The 19489-nt window shown below is 54.1% G+C and carries 19 protein-coding genes; 13 read left to right on the plus strand and 6 right to left on the minus strand.

Features of this window, described 5'->3' with window-relative positions; translation table 11 throughout:
* Positions 1-604: 604 nt before the first annotated feature.
* From sapF to pspF, 6 genes are all read right to left on the minus strand, one after another.
* Entirely contained in the window at positions 605-1411 is an 807-nt protein-coding gene (gene sapF / locus ACOTXR_RS01850) for a putrescine export ABC transporter ATP-binding protein SapF (protein ID WP_014884069.1), read from the minus strand.
* Position 1412: 1 nt separating this feature from the next.
* Positions 1413-2405 (minus strand): putrescine export ABC transporter ATP-binding protein SapD, encoded by a 993-nt coding sequence (sapD, locus tag ACOTXR_RS01855; protein ID WP_014884068.1) that lies wholly within the window; start codon positions 2403-2405, stop codon positions 1413-1415.
* Complete coding sequence (gene sapC / locus ACOTXR_RS01860; RefSeq protein ID WP_014884067.1) at positions 2405-3295, minus strand: putrescine export ABC transporter permease SapC; 891 nt, start codon at positions 3293-3295, stop codon at positions 2405-2407. The genes sapD and sapC overlap by 1 nt, the downstream gene beginning before the upstream one ends.
* The gene (gene sapB, locus ACOTXR_RS01865; protein ID WP_014884066.1) at positions 3282-4247 is read right to left on the minus strand and encodes a putrescine export ABC transporter permease SapB; all 966 of its coding nucleotides are present in this window, start codon (positions 4245-4247) and stop codon (positions 3282-3284) included. The genes sapC and sapB overlap by 14 nt, the downstream gene beginning before the upstream one ends.
* The gene (gene sapA / locus ACOTXR_RS01870; protein WP_014884065.1) at positions 4244-5884 is read right to left on the minus strand and encodes an ABC transporter substrate-binding protein SapA; all 1641 of its coding nucleotides are present in this window, start codon (positions 5882-5884) and stop codon (positions 4244-4246) included. The genes sapB and sapA overlap by 4 nt, the downstream gene beginning before the upstream one ends.
* An 88-nt stretch (positions 5885-5972) precedes the next feature.
* On the minus strand, positions 5973-6950 hold the full coding sequence (gene pspF, locus ACOTXR_RS01875) for a phage shock protein operon transcriptional activator (RefSeq protein WP_023330538.1): 978 nt from the start codon (positions 6948-6950) through the stop codon (positions 5973-5975).
* Positions 6951-7117: 167 nt separating this feature from the next.
* Between pspF and pspA the strand changes: the two genes are divergently transcribed.
* From pspA to pgmB, 13 genes are all read left to right on the plus strand, one after another.
* Positions 7118-7786, plus strand: a complete 669-nt coding sequence (gene pspA, locus ACOTXR_RS01880) for a phage shock protein PspA (RefSeq protein ID WP_058689903.1) — start codon at positions 7118-7120, stop codon at positions 7784-7786.
* 53 nt (positions 7787-7839) lie between these two features.
* Positions 7840-8064, plus strand: a complete 225-nt coding sequence (pspB, locus tag ACOTXR_RS01885) for an envelope stress response membrane protein PspB (protein WP_014884062.1) — start codon at positions 7840-7842, stop codon at positions 8062-8064.
* Complete coding sequence (pspC, locus tag ACOTXR_RS01890; RefSeq protein WP_014884061.1) at positions 8064-8423, plus strand: envelope stress response membrane protein PspC; 360 nt, start codon at positions 8064-8066, stop codon at positions 8421-8423. Before pspB ends, pspC begins: the two co-directional genes overlap by 1 nt.
* A 12-nt stretch (positions 8424-8435) precedes the next feature.
* Positions 8436-8660: a phage shock protein PspD gene (gene pspD / locus ACOTXR_RS01895; RefSeq protein ID WP_014884060.1), complete on the plus strand. Its 225-nt coding sequence runs from the start codon at positions 8436-8438 to the stop codon at positions 8658-8660.
* 195 nt (positions 8661-8855) lie between these two features.
* The gene (locus tag ACOTXR_RS01900; protein WP_058689904.1) at positions 8856-10553 is read left to right on the plus strand and encodes a sugar phosphorylase; all 1698 of its coding nucleotides are present in this window, start codon (positions 8856-8858) and stop codon (positions 10551-10553) included.
* A gap of 14 nt (positions 10554-10567) precedes the next feature.
* Positions 10568-11860 carry an ABC transporter substrate-binding protein gene (locus tag ACOTXR_RS01905; RefSeq protein ID WP_200923890.1) on the plus strand — a complete coding sequence of 431 codons (1293 nt, stop codon included), beginning with the start codon at positions 10568-10570 and terminating at the stop codon, positions 11858-11860.
* A 22-nt stretch (positions 11861-11882) separates the two neighbouring features.
* Positions 11883-12764: a carbohydrate ABC transporter permease gene (locus ACOTXR_RS01910; protein ID WP_014884057.1), complete on the plus strand. Its 882-nt coding sequence runs from the start codon at positions 11883-11885 to the stop codon at positions 12762-12764.
* The gene (locus tag ACOTXR_RS01915; RefSeq protein WP_014884056.1) at positions 12751-13593 is read left to right on the plus strand and encodes a carbohydrate ABC transporter permease; all 843 of its coding nucleotides are present in this window, start codon (positions 12751-12753) and stop codon (positions 13591-13593) included. Before ACOTXR_RS01910 ends, ACOTXR_RS01915 begins: the two co-directional genes overlap by 14 nt.
* 29 nt (positions 13594-13622) lie before the next feature.
* A complete protein-coding gene (locus ACOTXR_RS01920) occupies positions 13623-14675 on the plus strand; it encodes a zinc-dependent alcohol dehydrogenase (protein ID WP_058689905.1) in 1053 nt (350 codons plus the stop codon).
* A 17-nt stretch (positions 14676-14692) separates the two neighbouring features.
* A complete protein-coding gene (locus ACOTXR_RS01925) occupies positions 14693-15481 on the plus strand; it encodes a sugar phosphate isomerase/epimerase family protein (RefSeq protein ID WP_058689906.1) in 789 nt (262 codons plus the stop codon).
* A gap of 11 nt (positions 15482-15492) precedes the next feature.
* On the plus strand, positions 15493-16551 hold the full coding sequence (locus tag ACOTXR_RS01930) for a Gfo/Idh/MocA family protein (protein ID WP_086527826.1): 1059 nt from the start codon (positions 15493-15495) through the stop codon (positions 16549-16551).
* On the plus strand, positions 16545-18824 hold the full coding sequence (locus ACOTXR_RS01935; RefSeq protein ID WP_058689967.1) for a glycoside hydrolase family 65 protein: 2280 nt from the start codon (positions 16545-16547) through the stop codon (positions 18822-18824). The genes ACOTXR_RS01930 and ACOTXR_RS01935 overlap by 7 nt, the downstream gene beginning before the upstream one ends.
* Positions 18814-19488, plus strand: a complete 675-nt coding sequence (gene pgmB, locus ACOTXR_RS01940) for a beta-phosphoglucomutase (protein WP_045268225.1) — start codon at positions 18814-18816, stop codon at positions 19486-19488. The genes ACOTXR_RS01935 and pgmB overlap by 11 nt, the downstream gene beginning before the upstream one ends.
* Position 19489 lies beyond the last annotated feature (1 nt).

Below are 19489 nucleotides of genomic sequence, written 5' to 3' on the forward strand. Positions count from 1 at the left end.
GGTTCATGTGCAGCTCCATCAGCAAAAGGGGATGATAAGTTTATCACCACCGACTATTTGCAACAGTGCCCTCAATATTTAAACTCACCTGGCCCGACCCGTGAGTTTCAGCGGCAGATTAAATGTGCTTGCTGGCGATAAATGCCATATTTGTCCTAGCTTAGGGAGGGTGCGAATAAGTACCCTCCGCAACGAAAATGAAACTTTTAGTCAATTAAATTCAATCACTTACATAGGCGTTTTTTTGCGTTTGGTGACTTATTCGCACCTTCCATAGACCAGACGATGGCATATTTTTTCACTCAACGTCGAGGGTGATTTAATGTCAGGGGTTTTCCCGGTTGTTCTCCTGAGCCTCACAGTATGGAAGTGCAGGTCCGTCATTAAAAATGAACGACATTTTCTGATGAGATACTCTGTGTATTTTAGAACATAAGTGGCGGTGATCATTTTTTCTCCTCCGTAATGTCCTGATATTCTGGAGAAGAACTGTTGATGGATATTGCGTAAAATATGGAGCAAGGATGGAGACGAAATTTAAAAGGATTAAATAACGTACGCAGGTTATTTAATCCTTGATTTAGCGGGGGGGTTACCGTTGTGCTTAGCGGTCCTTTCTCCACGCATCGGCGGTCAGCGCTTCACCGAAATGACCGGCAATCAGTCGTTTCGTCAGCTCATGAAGCGGAGAGGCCATGACATCCGCTGTGCTGCCACGTTCGACAACTTCCCCCTGGTGCATCACCATCACCTGGTCGCTGATGTGCTTCATCATTCCGAGATGTTGGGTAACGTAGATATAGGAGATACCTTGTTTTTCCTGCAACTCCAGCATCAGGTTAATCAGTTGCGAACGCATCGACATATCCAGCGAGGCAAGCGCTTCGTCGGCAATGATTACCTTCGGGCGCAAAATCAATGCGCGCGCCAGACCCAGGCGCTGTTTCTGGCCGGGGGCCAGCATATGCGGATAGTAGCTTTCGTGATCCGGTAACAGTCCCACCATGCGCAGGGTTTCAAAGACGCGCTTTCGTCGCGCCTCGGGCTCCAGCTCGGTGTTCAAACGCAGAGGAAAATCCAGAATCTGCGAAATACGCTGGCGAGGATTGAGCGAGGTTGACGGATCCTGGAAGATCATGCGGATACGCTGGCTGCGGAAAGAGTAATCCCCAAACGCCAGAGGATGATCGTCAATCAACACTTCTCCAGCGGTAGGCTCTACCATGCCGGCAAGCATTTTCGCCAGCGTCGATTTCCCGGAACCGTTTTCGCCAATAATCGCCAGCGTCTGTTTTTCACGCAGGGTAAAACTTAGCGGCTTTACCGCCTCGACAGTCTGACGATGAAACAGCCCCGTACGATAGCGAAAGGTCTTACTCAAGTTGCGGACTTCCAGTAAGGTTTCGACCATTTCACTCTCTCTCCATGTTCAGCGGGAAATGACAGGCGTAAAGATGATTTTTGGCGCCGGTCAGGCGTGGTGTCTCAATACATTTACGCTGAGCATACGGGCAACGAGGCCCAAGACGGCAGCCTATCGGTAAGGATTCCAGCAGCGGAATCGCCCCTGGCAAGGTATTCAGGCGGCTCTTGTGCGGCATGGCACTGCCAAAATCAGGAATAGCCCGGATAAGCGCCTGCGTATACGGATGATGCGGGGCGTTGATCAGGTCTTCGCTGGGGGCGGTTTCGACCGTTTGCCCGCAGTACATCACATCAATTTTGTCCGCCCATTTGCTTAACATCTGCAGGTCATGGCTGATCAGCAAAATGGTGGTGTTGTTGTTCTGGTTCAGACGTGACAGCAGGCGGAAAATTTGCGCCTGCGTGGTCGGCTCCATCGCGTTAGTGGGTTCATCCGCAATCAGCAAGCGCGGCTGATTAGCCAGCGCGATAGCAATCATCACTTTCTGACATTCACCGTCGGTAAGCTCATACGGGAAGCTGCGCATCGCGTCTTTATGATCTTTGATCCCGACGCGGTGCAACAGTTCGATGGCGCGACGTTTACGCCAGCCGAAACGCTGCCACCAGCGGCCTTTATAGGTCCAGCCGGGGATGTTCTGCATGAGCTGTTTACCCACGCGCTCGGACGGATCGAGACAGGATTGCGGCTCCTGGAAGATCATCGAGACGTTGTGGCCAACCAGCTTACGCCGCTCGCGCGGGGAGAGGCGCAGCAGGTCAATGTCGTCGAAGCGCATACGGTCGGCGGTCACGCGCCAGTTGTCTTTCGCCACGCCGCAGATAGCTTTGGCGATCAGGCTTTTCCCTGAGCCAGATTCACCCACCAGCCCGCGAATTTCACCCTCTGCAAGCGTGATACTGATGCGATCGACGGCCTTAACCCAGCCTTCACCGGTTTTGAATTCGATGGTGAGGTTGCGGATATCAAGAAGTGGCATTATTGCACCCCCGCGTTAATTGCACGGCGAATACCGTCGCCCAGCAGGTTGATCAGCAACACGCTCACCATAATCGCCGCCCCCGGCAGCATGACTGTCCACGGTGCCACGTAGATTAACTCCAGCGCGTCACCGAGCATTGCGCCCCATTCAGGTGACGGCAACTGGGCGCCAAGGTCGAGGAAGCCGAGCGCAGCAATATCGAGAATCGCCATCGACAGCGCACGGGTGATCTCGGTGACCAGCCCGGCGGCGATATTCGGCAGAACGGCAAACCACAGGATGTTGAAGGTGGTCGCGCCGTCCAGACGGGCGGCGACGACATACTCTTTTTCCAGCTCGTCATGCACCATGCTGTAAACCGAGCGCACGATGCGGGGCAGGATTGCCAGCCAGACGGCAAACATCGCATGCGACAGATGCGGTCCGGCAAAAGCAACCACAATGATCGCCAGCAGCAGAGACGGAATCGACAGCAGGGTGTCCAGAATGTGGTTCAGTACCGCCGAACGCAGGCCATGCGTGGATCCCGCAAAAATACCGAGCGCCAGTCCACAGACTGTCGCCGCAAGCGTGACCACAAATGCGCCACCCACCGTCGGGGCAGCGCCGCTTAACAGGCGACTCAATACGTCACGTCCGAGGTCGTCAGTGCCGAGGAAGAAAGAGACTTCGCCGTAGCGTGACCAGGAAGGCGGCAGAAGCTGATAGCCGAGGAACTGCTGGTCAATGCCATACGGGGCAAACCACGAGCCAAAGAGGCAGAGTAATACCAGCCCGGCGCAGCCATAAAGGCCGATCATCGCCGTGGTGTCACCATAGAACTTACGCCACACGGTACGCAGCGCACCGGGTGTGCGCTTTTCACTGTATACGTTATCGTAAGGCATACCATTCCTTATGCTTCAACGGGTTAGCCATCGCACCCAAAATATCGGACAACACGTTAACAATAATCACCAGCGAACCAATCACCATCACACCCGCTGAAATAGCGGCGTAGTCCTGCTGGCGAATCGCGTTGATCATCCATCGTCCCAGCCCTGGCCAGCTAAAGACCATCTCGGTGATCATCGCCAGAGTGAGCATGGTGGAGAACTGCAGCCCCAGACGCGGAATCACCGGCGGTAGCGCGTTATGGAGAACGTTGCGGCGCAGAATGGTCAGGCGTGACAAACCCCGCGTGGCGGCGGCTTTGACATAGTTCTGGTCAAACACCTCGATGGTGCTCAGGCGCATCAGGCGAATCACTTCCGTGGTCGGGGCGACGGCCAGCGTCAGTACCGGCAACACCATATGGCGCACGGCGCTGACGATCATCTCATGACGCCACACTGAATCGGACAGCCAGGCGTCAATAATGGCAAAACCCGTCACCGATTTCACCGTATAGAGCAGGTCGAAGCGACCCGAGACCGGTAGCCAGCCCATCGTCAGCGAGAAGAAGAGCGTTAACAGCAGCGCCAGCCAGAATACCGGGATGGAGAAGCCTAACAGGGCGAGGGCGCTGATGAACTTATCCTGCCATTTGTTGCGATAGATCCCGGCCAGCATACCCACGGGGATCCCCACCATCAGGGCAAAACCGAAGGCCAGAATGCACAGCTCCATCGTGGCCGGAAAAACCTCTTTCAACTGGTCGGAGATAAGCTGCCCGTTGATGCTGGACACCCCGAAATCCCAGTGCAGCAGACCGTTAAACCAGAACAGCCAGGCATCCCACAACGATGAGCCCTGAAGCGGGGCGTGCGGCGTAAAATAGCTCAGGCTGAAACCGACAAAGGTCAGCAGAAAGAGCGTCACCAGCAGCAGCAGGAGTCGGCGCAAGGTAAAAATAATCATGGTTTTTTCACCTCTTGTTCTTTTTCGCGCGAGACGCCCGCGAACGAGGCATTGCCGAACGGACTCAGCACCAGACCTTTAATATCATAGCGATAGGCCTGGAGACGCAGGGAAGAGGCCAGCGGCAGCACGGGCAACTCCTCGGCGAGGATTTTCTGCGCTTCATCATAAGCATCGATGCGTGAGGCCAACTGTTGGGAAGAGAGCGCTTTTTGCAGCACGGCGTCAAACTCCCGGTTACACCAGTGAGCGTAGTTGGTCTGCGAGTTGATCGCCGCACAGCTCAGCAGCGGCCGGAAAAAACTGTCCGGGTCGTTACTGTCGGTAGCCCAGCCGGTCAGCGTGAGATCGTGATTCATATCCATCAGGCGCGCCTCCTGGAAACGGCCCTCAACCGGCACGATGATCACCTTGACGCCCACCTGTGCCATATCTGCCTGCAACAGTTCGGCCGTTTTCAGCGGGCTCGGGTTCCATGCCTGGGAACTGGTCGGCACCCAAAGCTGGAGGGTGAGGTTTTCCGCGCCCAGCGCTTTCAGTTGTTCGCGTGCTTTTGCCGGATTGTATTCCGTAATTTTAGCTTCACCGTCGTAGGCCCACGAGGCGCGCGGTAAAATAGAGGCCGCGGTTTCCGCCGTGCCGTAGTAGATCGACTGCATCAGACGCTGGTTGTTAATCGCCAGCGCCAGGGCATGACGGACGGCAGGGTTGTTCAACGGCGGCTTATCCGTGTTAAAGGCCAGATAAGCGATGTTCATTCCCGGGCGTAGCGTCAGACGCAGACGCGGATCGTCACGCAAAATAGTGAGCTGGCTGGCGGCAGGCCAGGCGAGCACATCACATTCCCCGGTGAGCAGTTTTGAGAGACGTCCCGTTCCGCCGGAGCCAAGGTCAACCACCACCTGCGGCATCAGCGGCGTGCCGCGCCAGAAATGTTCATGACGCTGCAGGCGGATATATTGCCCCGCACGGTATTCCGCCAGCTGGAACGGACCGGTGCCCACCGGCTGGCGATCGAGCAACTCCTGGCGATCTTTTTTCGCAAGCTGCGACGCATATTCAGCAGACATGACGGACGCATAGTGGGTCGCCAGATGCCAGAGGAAGGAGGCATCCGGGCGCGTTAGCGTAAATTCAACCGTTCGGTTATCCAGCTTACGCACGCTCTTAACCGTGTCGGCAAACTGCAGACTGTCGAAGTAAGGGAAATGATCTCCATTGACGTTATGCCACGGATGATTGCGATTAAAGATCCGCTGGAAGGTAAAGACCACATCGTCCGCATTCAGCTTGCGCGTGGGGGTAAACCACGGCGTGCGCTGAAACGCGACATCATTGCGCAGGTGGAAGCGGTAGGTTGCACCGTTGTCCAGCACTTCCCAGCTTTCCGCAAGCTCAGGGACCAGACGGTAGGTGTACGGGTCGACATCAAGTAGACGGTCATACAATTGCGCGGCAAGCGTATCGACAATCAGGCCGCTGCCCGCTTTTTGCGGGTTGAAGGTATCCACCTGGCCGCTCACGCAATAGACGAAGCCACTGTCACGGATGTCAGGCTGCGAAGTCTGCCCCGGCGCGGCAAAAGCCATGCTGCTGAACAGACCGAGTGCAAAAAAGGACGATAAAACCAGACGCATAATTTTTAAGGTTTTTAGGTTCGATCTGCAAAGTGTATCGCACTTACGCCTGCTTCGTAAAAATGTCTGCGGGTAAGTGCCGATATTGTCAGCGCATTTGATGCTTTTTGAGCAATGCCCGTAACTGATGGTAGGTCAGACCCAGGAGTTCAGCCGCCCGTTTCTGGTTATATTTCGCCGTCTTCAGGCTTTGCTCCAGCAATTGTTGTTCCTGGTCGTGCTGGAACTGACGTAAATCAAGAGGGAGGGCGGGGGCGTGGTCAGACGATGAGGGGGCGGTGACCGGCGGCGCATGACGCTGAAAAGGATCGATAATGATGTTATCCAGTTCCGCCTCGCTGCTGCCGTGGCGGTAGACAGAGCGCTCCACGACGTTTTTCAGTTCGCGAATATTTCCCGGCCAGTGATAGGCCAGTAGCGTCTCCTTTGCATAATCGCTGAAGCCGGGGAACAGAGGCAGGCCGAGCTCGCGGCACATCTGAATCGCAAACTGGTCTGCGAGCAGCATAATGTCACTTCTTCGCTCGCGCAGGGGGGGAAGCTGAACAACGTCAAAGGCCAGGCGGTCAAGCAGATCGGCCCTGAATTTCTCCTCCGCGACCCTCTCCGGCAAATTGGCGTTGGTGGCGCACACCAGACGCACGTTAACCTGCAGCGGCTGGCTACCGCCGACGCGCTCCAGTTCGCCATACTCAATGACGCGCAGCAGTTTTTCCTGCACCAGCATGGGCGCGGTGGCGAGTTCATCAAGAAACAGCGTACCGCCGTCGGCGCGCTCAAACCGTCCCGGATGGCGCTTCTGGGCGCCGGTAAAGGCGCCTGCTTCGTGGCCGAAAAGCTCTGTATCGAGCAGGTTTTCATTCAGCGCCGCGCAGTTTAACGAGATAAAGGGGCCGTCCCAGCGTCCGGATAAATAGTGCAGGCGGTTGGCAATCAGTTCCTTACCCGTGCCGCGCTCGCCGATAATCAGCACCGGCTTGTTGAGCGGTGCAAGACGAGACACCTGTTCCAGCACCTCCAGAAAGCTGTTTGCTTCCCCGAGTAAATTGTCTTTGTATCCAGCCATGATGAAATTAACCACTCCTTAGCGATATTCACCAGGTCAGCATAGTTCTTCATTGCGTATAAATCAAACACATCAAGAAAAATCAATAGGATAAAAAACTGGCACGGGAATTGTATTATCTCAACAGCAGGGCATTGCCCGACCACAGAAATAAGAGGATTTTTATTATGGGTATTTTTTCTCGTTTTGCCGACATCGTGAACGCCAACATCAACTCACTGCTGGAAAAGGCGGAAGACCCGCAGAAGCTGGTGCGTCTGATGATTCAGGAGATGGAAGACACGCTGGTTGAAGTGCGTTCTACCTCTGCTCGCGCGCTTGCTGAGAAAAAACAGTTAACGCGCCGGATTGAGCAGGCTACCGCCCAGCTCAATGAATGGCAGGAAAAAGCGGAACTCGCGCTGCGTAAAGATAAAGAAGATCTGGCTCGTGCGGCGCTGATTGAAAAACAGAAGCTGACGGACATGGTCGCGACGCTTGAGCATGAAGTTACGCTGGTGGATGACACCCTCACCCGCATGAAAAAAGAGATTGGTGAGCTCGAAAACAAACTGAGCGAAACCCGCGCACGTCAGCAGGCGCTGTCGCTGCGTCATCAGGCGGCAAGCTCTTCCCGCGACGTACGCCGTCAGATGGACAGCGGCAAGCTGGATGAGGCCATGGCGCGATTTGAGTCTTTTGAGCGTCGCATCGATCAGATGGAAGCGGAAGCAGAAAGCCACAGCATCGGGAAGCAAAAGTCACTGGATCAACAGTTTGCCGACCTGAAAGCGGACGATGAAATCAGCGAGCAGCTGGCGGCATTGAAAGCCAAAATGAAGCAAGATAACCAATAATACTGTTGCGGCACCTGAGCGTGCCGCTATGCATCCTAAGACAAGGAGTACACATGAGCGCGCTTTTTCTGGCCATTCCCCTGACGATTTTCGTGCTGTTTGTTTTGCCGATTTGGCTATGGCTGCACTACAGCAACCGTTCTTCACAAGGCGATCTTTCCCAGAGTGAACAGCAACGTCTTGCGCAGCTTACCGAACAGGCGAATAAGATGCGTGACCGCATTCAGGCGCTGGAAGCGATCCTGGATGCAGAACATCCAAACTGGAGGGATCGTTAATGACCGGACTGAATCTGAACAAAAAGTTGTGGCGAATCCCACAGCAGGGAATGGTGCGCGGCGTTTGTGCCGGGCTGGCACACTATCTTGACGTTCCGGTAAAACTGGTTCGTGTGGTGACGGTACTGTCTATTTTCTTCGGTCTGGCGTTTATCACGTTCGTGGCATACATCGTACTGTCGTTTGTCCTTGATCCCATGCCCGACGGAGAACTGGCCGCGGAAAGTGCGCCAACCAGTAACGATCTTCTGAACGCGGTTGACGAGCAACTGGCCGCAGGGGAGAAGCGGTTACGTGAAATGGAACGTTATGTCACGTCGGATACCTTTACGCTGAGAAGTCGTTTTCGTCAGCTTTAAGAGAGAATTTATATGAAGCAAAACTGGCAACAGGCCGGTCATAAGGTAAAACCCGGCCTGAAAATCGCAGGTAAGCTGGTTCTGATGACGGCATTACGTTACGGCCCGGCAGGTGTGGCGGGTTGGGCGATCAAATCTGTTGCCCGTAAGCCGGTCAGAATGTTGCTGGCCGTAGCGCTCGAACCAATGCTGCAAAAAGTGGCAAAACGGCTATCGCGCCGTTACTTATCTCGCTAATTCACACGCGCGTCAGCCCCTACTTTCCCAGAGAAGGGCTGGCGCCGTCTCAAACATTTCCCTCCCTTTAATGTGCTTTCTTTGCGGCAGCTCACAATACTGAGCAGAGCCGCTTTGGAATTGCGTTTTTCAGCCTCCCGCTTCGTTGACAGATATTTTTCATGGGAGTAGATTGCCCCTTGTGGGACCGCTACCATGGAAAATAAAGTGAACGCAAAAATTAAAAAACTTATCAATCATATCTACGGTGAATCATTTTCTGACGCACATTTAGACGTGTTATTATCAAAGCTTGAGCAAGCCGCTATTGATATTACAGAAAAGCGCAAATCAGGCTGGGATGAAAAAGATGTTGTCCTGATTACTTACGCCGATCAGTTCTCCGCGAAAGGGGAGAAAGCGTTGCCGGTGTTTACCCGCTTTTATAATGAATGGCTTGCCCGCACGTTTTCCCATGTCCATCTTTTGCCTTTTTATCCGTGGTCCTCTGATGACGGATTTTCCGTTATTGATTACCACAGCGTCGCGCCTGAAACCGGAAGCTGGCAGGATGTTGCTGCATTAAAACAGTCTGCCAGCTTAATGTTTGACTTCGTGTGCAACCATATGTCAGCAAAAAGTGAATGGTTTGCTAATTATCTTGCGCAGAAGCCGGGCTTTGACGATTTCTTTATTTCTGTCGATCCTGAAACTGATTTATCTGCCGTGACGCGGCCTCGTGCATTACCGCTGCTGACGCCATTTAAGCTGCATGATGGAAGCGTGCGTCATCTTTGGACCACGTTCAGTGATGACCAGATCGATCTCAACTTCGCCTCGCCTCAGGTACTGATTGCGATGGTTGACGTACTGCTCCATTACCTGGCGGAAGGGGCGCGTTACATTCGCCTCGACGCCGTTGGGTTTATGTGGAAGATTCCAGGAACCAGCTGCATCCATATTGAGCAGACACACTGCCTTATCCAGCTTTTCCGTGCGATTACCGACGCTGTGGCACCCGGCACGGTGATCATTACCGAGACAAACGTCCCGCATAAAGACAATATCTCGTACTTCGGTGATGGTGAAAATGAAGCCCAGATGGTCTATCAGTTCTCCTTGCCACCGCTGGTGCTGCATGCTGTTCATCGTCAGGATGTAAAAGCGCTTTGCCAGTGGGCGGGGTCGCTGGCGCTGCCTTCAACAAAAACGACCTGGTTCAACTTCCTGGCGTCTCATGACGGTATCGGCCTGAACCCGTTACGCGGCATTCTTCCGGAGTCAGAAATACTGTCACTGGTTGAAAAACTTCAGCAGGAAGGGGCGCTGGTTAACTGGAAAAATAATCCTGACGGAACGCGCAGTCCTTACGAAATCAATGTGACCTATCTGGACGCATTAAGCTCGCAAGACAGCCCGGATGATGAACGTATTGCGCGGTTTATTCTGGCGCATGCTGTACTGCTGAGTTTCCCGGGTGTACCTGCCGTATATATTCAAAGCATTCTTGGCTCGCGTAACGATTATGAAGGCGTTGAACGCCTCGGCTATAACCGCGCGATAAACCGCAAGAAATACACCGCCGGTCAGGTTGACCTTGAGCTCAATAATAAACAAAGTATTCGCCATAAAATCTATTCCCGTTTAAGCGAGTTTATTGCTATTCGTCGTGGGGAACGCGCATTTCATCCTGATGCTCAGGCAATGTTTGAATCACTTGATGAACAGATTCTTAAAATTGTTCGCGTGGCTGATAATGGTGAAAGAATTACCGCGCTATTTAATTTTAGTCATAACGTTCATACCGTTTACGAGAAAGTACTTTCCGGTGTGGAATTGCTATCAGGACAGGCTATTGACGGTACGGAACTGACCCTCAATCCATGGCAGGTTATGTGGATTAAAGAAAACTAAAAAAGGACCCTTAAATGAAAATGCCCAAAATTGTGCTGTTATCAGCACTGGTTTCGTGCGCCCTGTTATCAGGCTGTAAGGATGATAAAACGTCTGCTGTGACCATTGAGTTTATGCACTCTTCAGTAGAGCAGGAGCGTCAGGCGGTTATTACGAAACTGATCGAGAAATTTGAAAAAGAGAACCCTGGCATCACGGTGAAACAGGTGCCGGTGGAAGAAGACGCCTACAACACCAAGGTGATTACGCTCGCGAGAACCGGGGCGCTGCCTGAGGTGATTGAAGTCAGCCATGATTACGCAAAAGTCATGGATAAGGAACAGCTGCTGGATCGCAAGGCGATTGGCGAAGCCATTAAAGCGGTAGGCGAAAACACATTCTATGACGGGATCCTGCGCGTAGTCCGTACCGAAGACGGTACCGCCTGGACGGGCGTGCCAATGAGTGCCTGGCTGTCCGGCGTCTGGTATCACAAAGATGTGCTGGCTGCTGCGGGTATTGAGGAGCCCCACAACTGGGAACAACTGCTGAAGGCCAGTGAGAAACTTAACGACCCGGCCAAAAAACATTACGGCATTGCGCTGCCTACCGCGGAAAGCGTCATGACCGAGCAGGCATTCTCCCAGTTTGCACTTTCCGGCGGCGCGAACGTTTTTGATGCCAACGGGAACGTCGAAATCGATACCCCTGAGATGGCGAAAGCGCTCTCTTTTTATAAAGCGCTGGCCGCGACCACCATGCCGGGCTCGAACGACGTCATGGAGATCAAAGATGCCTTCATGAACGGTTCCGCACCGATGGCGGTTTATTCCACCTACATCCTGCCTGCGGTATTCCATGATGGAAACCCTGCCAATCTTGGCTTCGTGGTCCCTACGGAAAAGACCTCGGCAGTCTACGGCATGATCACATCGCTGACGATCACCACGGGGCAATCTGAAGGTGAAACGCAGGCGGCTGAAAAGTTTGTGACGTGGATGGAGCAGGCTCAAAACGCAACCGACTGGGTCATGATGTCACCTGGTGCGGCGCTAACGGTGAACAAGCTGGTGGTCGGTACGGATACCTGGAAAAACAACGAGGTCATTAAAGCGTTTGGGCAACTGCCTTATGAGCTGATTGCTCAGTTCCCAAATGTGCAGGTGTTTGGCGCTGTGGGCGACAAGAACTTTACCCGCATGGGCGATGTCACCGGGTCCGGCATTATCAGTTCCATGGTGCATAACGTCACGGTGGGTAAACAAGATCTCAGCGCCACGCTCAGCAATAGCCAGAAGCGACTGGCTGACCTGATTTCACAACGATAGGAGCGCTTTGCGGAAGGAAATTATGAAGACGTTGTTTTCTGGTCGATCAGATATGCCTTTCGCCATGCTGCTGTTGGCCCCCAGCCTGATTTTGCTGGGGGGCCTGGTGGCCTGGCCAATGATTTCCAATATTGAAATCAGTTTCTTACGACTGCCGCTTAACCCGCGCATTAGCGCTGTGTTTGTTGGGCTGGACAATTATATTCGCATCCTCAGTGATGCGGCATTCTGGCACTCGCTGTGGATGACGTTCTGGTACACGGCGCTGGTGGTGATGGGCAGCACCGGGCTGGGGCTGGCCGTGGCGATCTTCTTTAATCGCGAATTTCGGATGCGCAAAACGGCACGTTCACTGGTGATTTTATCCTACGTGACGCCGTCTATTTCCCTGGTGTTTGCCTGGAAATATATGTTCAACAACGGCTACGGCATTGTGAACTACCTGGGCGTTGATCTGCTGCATCTTTATGACCAGGCGCCGCTGTGGTTCGACAACCCCGGCAGTAGCTTTGTGTTGGTCGTGCTGTTCGCCATCTGGCGCTACTTCCCGTACGCCTTCATTTCATTCCTGGCGATTTTGCAGACCATCGACAAATCGTTGTACGAAGCGGCTGAGATGGACGGGGCTAACGCCTGGCAGCGTTTTCGTATCGTGACGTTGCCCGCCATCATGCCAGTGCTGGCAACGGTGGTGACGCTGCGAACCATCTGGATGTTCTACATGTTTGCGGATGTCTACCTGCTGACCACGAAGGTCGATATTTTAGGCGTCTATCTCTATAAAACCGCATTCGCATTCAATGACTTGGGTAAAGCAGCAGCGATTTCTGTAGTGCTGTTTGTGATCATCTTCGCTGTGATTCTGCTGACCAGAAAAAGGGTAAACCTCAATGGCAACAAATAAACGCGTACTTAGCCGTATTGGTTTTTATCTGGGGCTGGCGGTATTTCTGATCATCACGCTGTTCCCGTTCTTCGTGATGCTGATGACGTCGTTTAAGAGCGCGAAAGAGGCTATATCGCTGCACCCGACTATTTTGCCGCAGGCGTGGACGCTTCAGCATTATGTCGACATCTTTAACCCGCTGATCTTCCCGTTTGTGGATTACTTCCGCAACAGCATGGTGGTATCGCTGACCTCGTCGGTGATTGCGGTGTTCCTTGGCACGCTGGGGGCTTACGCCTTGTCGAAACTGCGTTTTAAAGGACGCACGACGATCAATGCGAGCTTCTACACCGTCTATATGTTCTCCGGGATTTTGCTGGTGGTGCCGCTGTTCAAGATCATCACCGCGCTCGGCATTTATGACACGGAACTGGCGCTGATCATCACCATGGTGACCCAGACATTGCCTACGGCGGTATTCATGCTGCGCAGCTATTTCGACACCATCCCGGACGAAATAGAAGAGGCCGCGATGATGGATGGCCTGAACCGCCTGCAAATTATCTTCCGCATTACCGTGCCGCTGGCGATTTCCGGACTCGTGTCGGTGTTTGTTTACTGCTTCATGGTGGCATGGAACGACTACCTGTTTGCCTCCATTTTCCTGTCCAGCGCCAGCAACTTTACGCTGCCGGTCGGGCTGAACACGCTCTTTAGCACACCAGATTATATCTGGGGTCGCATGATGGCGGCATCGCTGGTGACGGCGCTTCCGGTGGTCATCATGTACGCACTTTCTGAACGTTTTATTAAAAGTGGTTTGACCGCCGGTGGCGTTAAGGGCTGAGGCGGCCAATTTTTTATCAGGAGCAAGTTATGAAAAAGTTAGTTGCGACAGCGCCTCGCGTGGCGGCGCTCGTGGAATATGAAGATCGTGCTGTGGAAGCACATGAATTGAAAATTCGTGCCCGTTTTGGTGCACCAAAACACGGTACCGAAGTTGTGGATTTCCGTGCGGCAAGCCCGTTTATTGATGAAGAGTTCAACGCGGAGTGGCAGATGTTTACGCCGCGTGAAGAGGGCGCTGCGCGCGGAATCGAATTCGGTAAGTTCCAGCTGGGGAATATGATCGTCGGCGACATTATTGAATGCGGTGCTGACGTAACGGAATACCGGCCAGGCGACAGCGTCTGTTGCTATGGTCCGCTGCAGGAGACGGTCATTGTCAATGCGGTTAACAACTACAAGCTGCGCAAAATGCCGCAGGGCGCATCCTGGAAAAACGCTGTTTGCTACGATCCGGCGCAGTTCGCCATGAGCGGCGTGCGTGATGCCAATGTCCGTGTAGGCGACTTTGTGGTGGTGGTCGGTCTGGGTGCCATCGGACAGATTGCCATTCAGCTGGCAAAAAAAGCCGGTGCGTCAGTGGTCATCGGTGTCGATCCTATCGAGCACCGCTGTGAGATCGCTCGCCGTCATGGCGCAGATCACTGTCTGAACCCAATCGGTACCGATGTGGGTCTGGAAATTAAAAAGCTGACCGGCAAGCAGGGCGCGGACGTGATCATCGAGACCAGCGGTTTTGCGGATGCACTGCAGTCTGCGCTGCGTGGACTTGCCTACGGCGGCACCATCTCCTACGTTGCGTTCGCTAAGCCATTTGCCGCGGGTTTCAACCTCGGCCGCGAAGCACACTTCAATAACGCGAAGATTGTTTTCTCCCGCGCCTGCAGCGAACCCAACCCGGACTACCCGCGCTGGAGCCGCAAGCGTATCGAAGAGACCTGCTGGGAATTGCTGATGAACGGTTATCTCAACTGCGACGATCTGATTGACCCGGTCGTGACCTTCACCACCAGCCCGGAAAGCTACATGAAGTATGTCGATCAGCATCCGGAACTCAGTATCAAAATGGGCGTCACTTTTTAAGCTAAGGACAGCAAATCATGAAAATCGCAACGCAAAACCAGGCCTTTTTCCCAACTAACATCATGGAAAAGTTCGAGTACATCAAAGCGATGGGTTTTGATGGCTACGAAATTGACGGCAAACTGCTGGTCGAAAACCTCGACGAAGTGAAAGCGGCTATCAAAGCCACGGGTCTGTCGGTGACGACGGCATGTGGCGGATACGATGGCTGGATCGGTGACTTTATCGAAGAGCGTCGTCTCAACGGGCTGCAGCAGATCGAACGCATTCTGCAAGCCCTGGCTGAAGTGGGTGGAAAGGGCATTATCGTGCCTGCGGCCTGGGGAATGTTTACCTTCCGTTTGCCGCCAATGACCTCCCCACGCAGCCTGGACGGCGACCGCAAAGCGGTAAGCGCGTCGCTGCGCTGGCTGGATGAGGTTGCTGCACGCACCGGTACGACCGTCTACCTGGAACCGCTGAACCGTTATCAGGATCATATGATCAATACCCTGGCAGACGCGCGTCGTTATATCGAAGAGAACGATCTCAAGCACGTGCAGATCATCGGTGATTTCTATCATATGAACATTGAAGAAGACTCGCTGACGGATGCGTTGCATCAGAACCGCGATCTGCTGGGGCATGTGCATATTGCTGATAACCACCGCTATCAACCGGGCAGCGGCAGCCTCGATTTCGCAAGCCTGTTCGATCAGCTGCGTGCCGATAACTACCAGGGTTATGTGGTGTATGAGTGCCGCGTTCGCGCCGACAATCCGGCTCAGGCTTATCAGGACTCACTCACTTATTTGCGTGAATGCTAAGGATGACGAGCGTGATGAGTGCTACTACACCTTCGCCTCTGCGCGTCGCCATTATTGGCGCCGGGCAGGTCGCGGACAAAGTGCATGCCTCGTATTACGCCACGCGCAGTGATGTTCACATGGTGGCTGTCATGGACAGCCGCCTTGAGCAGGCACAGGCGTTCGCGGAACGTTATGCTATTCCATCGGCATGGCAGGACGCTCACGAGATGTTGCAAACGGTGAAGCCGGACGTGGTGAGCGTCTGTTCGCCTAACCGGTTCCATTTTGAACATGTGATGGCGGCCCTCGAAGCGGGGTGTCATGTGATGTGTGAAAAACCCCCGGCGATGACGCCGCAACAGGCCGACCAGATGCGCATCGCGGCGCGTAAAGCAGGCAAAGTGCTGGCCTATGATTTTCACCACCGCTTTGCCCTGGATACCCAGCAACTGCGAGAGGCGGTAATGAATGGCACGCTCGGTGAAGTTTACTTCACATCGGCGCAGGCGGTGCGGCGGTGCGGTGTGCCGGGGTGGGGCGTGTTTACCAATAAATCATTACAGGGTGGTGGACCGCTGATTGATATCGGCATTCATATGCTTGATGCCGCCATGTATGTCCTGGGTTTCCCTGCGGTAAAGCGTGTGACCGCGCACAGCTTTCAGAGGCTGGGAAACCGCAAAAGCACCGGCCAGTTTGGCGAGTGGGATCCTACGCAATATACCGTTGAGGATGCCCTGTTTGGCACGATTGAATTCTGTAACGGCGGCATTCTGCGTCTGGACACCTCCTTTGCGCTTAACATCCGCGAGCAGTCCATCATGAATGTCGCTTTCTGCGGCGAAAAAGCGGGAGCAACGCTGTTCCCGGCGCACATCTATAACGACGAAGCCGGGGCGTTAGTCACCCTCGCGCAGCGTGAAGAGGCTGATGACCAGCGACATTTACGCAGTATGGATGCCTTCGTACGCCATGTGCAGGGAGAGCCCGTCATGATCGCGGATGCAGAACAGGGCCTGGTTATTCAGCAGCTTGTCGCCGCGCTTTATGAATCAGCAGAAACAGGGGAATGCGTGACATTATGCTGAACGTGTCTGTCTTAACCGATCCGGGCTTTTGTCCTCACAGCCTGAATAAATACGCCTCTGTTATGGCCTGCGGCAATGGCTACATGGGCATTCGCGCTGCGCATGAAGAAGATTACACCCTGCAAACCAGAGGCATGTACCTTGCGGGTCTGTATCACCGTGCGGGACGCAACGAAACCACCGAGCTCGTCAATCTGCCCGATATCACGGGCATTGATGTTGAGCTGGATGGCGTCAATTTCACCCTCCTTGCAGGAGAGATTCTGGAGTGGCAGCGCGAGCTGGCCTTTGCCAACGGCGAGCTGCATCGTCGCGTTATCTGGCGTTCACCCGACGGGAACCGCTATCGGCTGGAAAGCCGTCGTTTTGTGTCGCTGGACCAATTGCCTCTGGTGGCCATGCAGCTTTCGATCACGCCTCTTGATGCTGCCACGCAGGCCGTGCTGAAAACCGGTATTGATGCAACGCAAACGAACAGCGGCAGACAGCATCTGGATGAAATCTCGGTCAGAGTTTTTGACCAGCATTACATGCAGGGCGTGTATGAAACGCAGGACCGGACGTCAGACGTCGTCGTTTCGGCGTTTTGTCAGCTCTCAACGAAGAGCGACAGCTGTTTCACCGCCAAAAATCGTCGTCTCAGTGTGCACCATTCCCTGACAATTGCGCAGGGTGACACTGTCACGCTTGAAAAAATCGTCTGGGTGACACATCGCAGTGACAAAGCGCTGTCGCAGGAGTCTTTCGCTCGCAACGCGCTGGCCGATCTCAAAGTCTGTGCGGCAAGGGGTTACGACGCCTTGCTCGAGAGTTCAGCGTATGCCTGGAAAGCCCTGTGGCGCGACGCTCGGGTGGAAGTGACGTCGGCGGAACCTCAGGATCAGATGGCGCTGGATTATGCGGTCTGGCACCTGACCACGATGACGCCTGCCCATGACGAGCGAAGCAGTATCGCCGCGAAAGGGCTGACGGGAGAGGGGTATAAAGGCCACGTATTCTGGGATACCGAAATATTCCTGCTGCCTTTCCATCTCTTTACCCACCCGCAGATTGCCCGCAGCCTGCTGCGTTATCGCTGGCTTAATCTCGCTGGCGCCCGGGAGAAAGCCCGTCGTAACGGCTGGCCCGGCGCGTTGTTCCCATGGGAAAGCGCGGCGAGTGGGGAGGAAGAAACGCCAGAGTTCGCGGCGATCAACATCCGTACCGGGATACGCCAGAAGGTGGCCTCCGCGCTTGCTGAGCATCACATCGTGGCAGATATCGCCTGGGCCGTCGTCGCTTACTGGCAGGCGACACATGATGATGCCTTTATGCGTAATGAGGGTCTGACGCTGCTGATGGAAACCGCCTCGTTCTGGATGGGACGCGCAACGGAAATCAATGGTCGTCTCGAAATCCATGACGTAATAGGGCCGGACGAATACACCGAGCATGTGAATAACAATGCCTACACCAACTATCTGGCCTGGCACAACGTTGCCTGTGCCCGTCAGTTTATGGCGATGTTTGGGCGTGAAGATGCGCGTTTTACGGAGAATGCCACGCAGTTCCTGGCGCGCTTATGGCTGCCAGAGGCCGATGCAGAGGGTGTGATCCCGCAGGATGACTCCTTTATGTCAAAACCTGCCATTGATCTGACCCGCTATAAAGCCAAAGCGGGTAAGCAGACGATTCTGCTCGATTATTCCCGTGCGGAAGTGAACGAGATGCAGATCCTGAAGCAGGCCGATGTGGTAATGCTTAACTACCTGCTGCCGGAACGGTTTACGCCGCAGCAGTGTGCCGCCAATCTGGCGTTCTATGAGCCACGCACGATCCATGATTCGTCATTGAGCAAAGCCATTCACGGGATTGTTCTCGCGCGATGCGGTGACACGCAGGGGGCCTATGCCTTCTGGCGTGATGGCATCGGCATTGATTTGGGTGACGATCCGCACAGCAGTGATGAAGGGATACATGCTGCCGCCACCGGAGCGATTTGGTCTGGCGCGGTTCAGGGGTTTGCTGGCCTACAAATTATCGAAGGGGAACTGCATCTTGCGCCGAAACTGCCTGCTCACTGGCAGAAACTGGCATTCCCACTGCGGTGGCGCAACGCAACCCTGCATTTCACCTATGAAAACGAGGTGTTAACCATTGAAACGACCGCACCTGCCACGCTAACGCTGTGGGGCAAAACGCTACATGTGTCGGCGCGAAAAGTTATCACCCGTAAGGACTTTCTTGCATCTGAAGATGGGACCGCTACCACGGAGGGGCACCATGGTGCTTAAGGCTGTTGTATTCGATCTGGACGGTGTGATCACCGATACCGCACACCTCCACTTTCTGGCCTGGCGAGCCGTGGCGGAGGAAATTGGCATCACCTTCGACGAAGTCTTTAACGAACAGCTGAAGGGAATAAGCCGTATGGATTCTCTTCTGCGCATTCTGAAGCATGGCGGAAAAGAGGGGATGTTTAGCGATGAGCAGTGCCTTGCGCTTGCGACGAAAAAAAACGCGCGTTATGTCCAGTCGCTGGCATCGCTGACGCAGGATTCGCTGCTTCCGGGGATTCGAGACGTGCTGGCGGATATCCGTGCAGCGAAAGTCAAAATTGGGCTCGCGTCCGTATCGCTCAATGCCCCGGGGATTTTGCACGCGCTGGGCATTCATCAGGCATTTGATTTTTGCGCGGATGCTTCCCGCATTCGTCACTCAAAGCCAGACCCGGAGATCTTTCTCGCCGCCTGTGCCGGTCTGGATGTACGTCCTGAAGAGGCTATCGGCATTGAAGATGCCGCTGCGGGCGTTCAGGCAATCAACGCCGCAGGGATGTTGTCGGTAGGGATTGGGCCTGGCCTTAACCATGCAGGATTACAACTTCATTCAACGCAGGAACTGACCTGGACATGCCTGACTGAATTCTGGGCAACCCGGCGTATTGATAAGGAATAAA

Source organism: Enterobacter cloacae complex sp. IR53030, assembly GCF_049238365.1.
Taxonomy (GTDB): domain Bacteria; phylum Pseudomonadota; class Gammaproteobacteria; order Enterobacterales; family Enterobacteriaceae; genus Enterobacter; species Enterobacter kobei.

Coding starts and splice junctions, on each gene's coding strand:
- ACOTXR_RS01910 (WP_014884057.1), top strand. CDS start 11,883: ATGAAGACGTTGTTTTCTGGTCGATCAGATATGCCTTTCGCCATGCTG.
- ACOTXR_RS01920 (WP_058689905.1), top strand. CDS start 13,623: ATGAAAAAGTTAGTTGCGACAGCGCCTCGCGTGGCGGCGCTCGTGGAA.
- pspB (WP_014884062.1), top strand. CDS start 7,840: ATGAGCGCGCTTTTTCTGGCCATTCCCCTGACGATTTTCGTGCTGTTT.
- sapD (WP_014884068.1), bottom strand. CDS start 2,405: ATGCCACTTCTTGATATCCGCAACCTCACCATCGAATTCAAAACCGGT.
- sapA (WP_014884065.1), bottom strand. CDS start 5,884: ATGCGTCTGGTTTTATCGTCCTTTTTTGCACTCGGTCTGTTCAGCAGC.
- sapF (WP_014884069.1), bottom strand. CDS start 1,411: ATGGTCGAAACCTTACTGGAAGTCCGCAACTTGAGTAAGACCTTTCGC.
- pgmB (WP_045268225.1), top strand. CDS start 18,814: ATGGTGCTTAAGGCTGTTGTATTCGATCTGGACGGTGTGATCACCGAT.
- sapB (WP_014884066.1), bottom strand. CDS start 4,247: ATGATTATTTTTACCTTGCGCCGACTCCTGCTGCTGCTGGTGACGCTC.
- pspF (WP_023330538.1), bottom strand. CDS start 6,950: ATGGCTGGATACAAAGACAATTTACTCGGGGAAGCAAACAGCTTTCTG.
- ACOTXR_RS01915 (WP_014884056.1), top strand. CDS start 12,751: ATGGCAACAAATAAACGCGTACTTAGCCGTATTGGTTTTTATCTGGGG.
- ACOTXR_RS01935 (WP_058689967.1), top strand. CDS start 16,545: ATGCTGAACGTGTCTGTCTTAACCGATCCGGGCTTTTGTCCTCACAGC.
- pspC (WP_014884061.1), top strand. CDS start 8,064: ATGACCGGACTGAATCTGAACAAAAAGTTGTGGCGAATCCCACAGCAG.
- sapC (WP_014884067.1), bottom strand. CDS start 3,295: ATGCCTTACGATAACGTATACAGTGAAAAGCGCACACCCGGTGCGCTG.
- ACOTXR_RS01900 (WP_058689904.1), top strand. CDS start 8,856: ATGGAAAATAAAGTGAACGCAAAAATTAAAAAACTTATCAATCATATC.
- ACOTXR_RS01905 (WP_200923890.1), top strand. CDS start 10,568: ATGAAAATGCCCAAAATTGTGCTGTTATCAGCACTGGTTTCGTGCGCC.
- ACOTXR_RS01925 (WP_058689906.1), top strand. CDS start 14,693: ATGAAAATCGCAACGCAAAACCAGGCCTTTTTCCCAACTAACATCATG.
- pspA (WP_058689903.1), top strand. CDS start 7,118: ATGGGTATTTTTTCTCGTTTTGCCGACATCGTGAACGCCAACATCAAC.
- pspD (WP_014884060.1), top strand. CDS start 8,436: ATGAAGCAAAACTGGCAACAGGCCGGTCATAAGGTAAAACCCGGCCTG.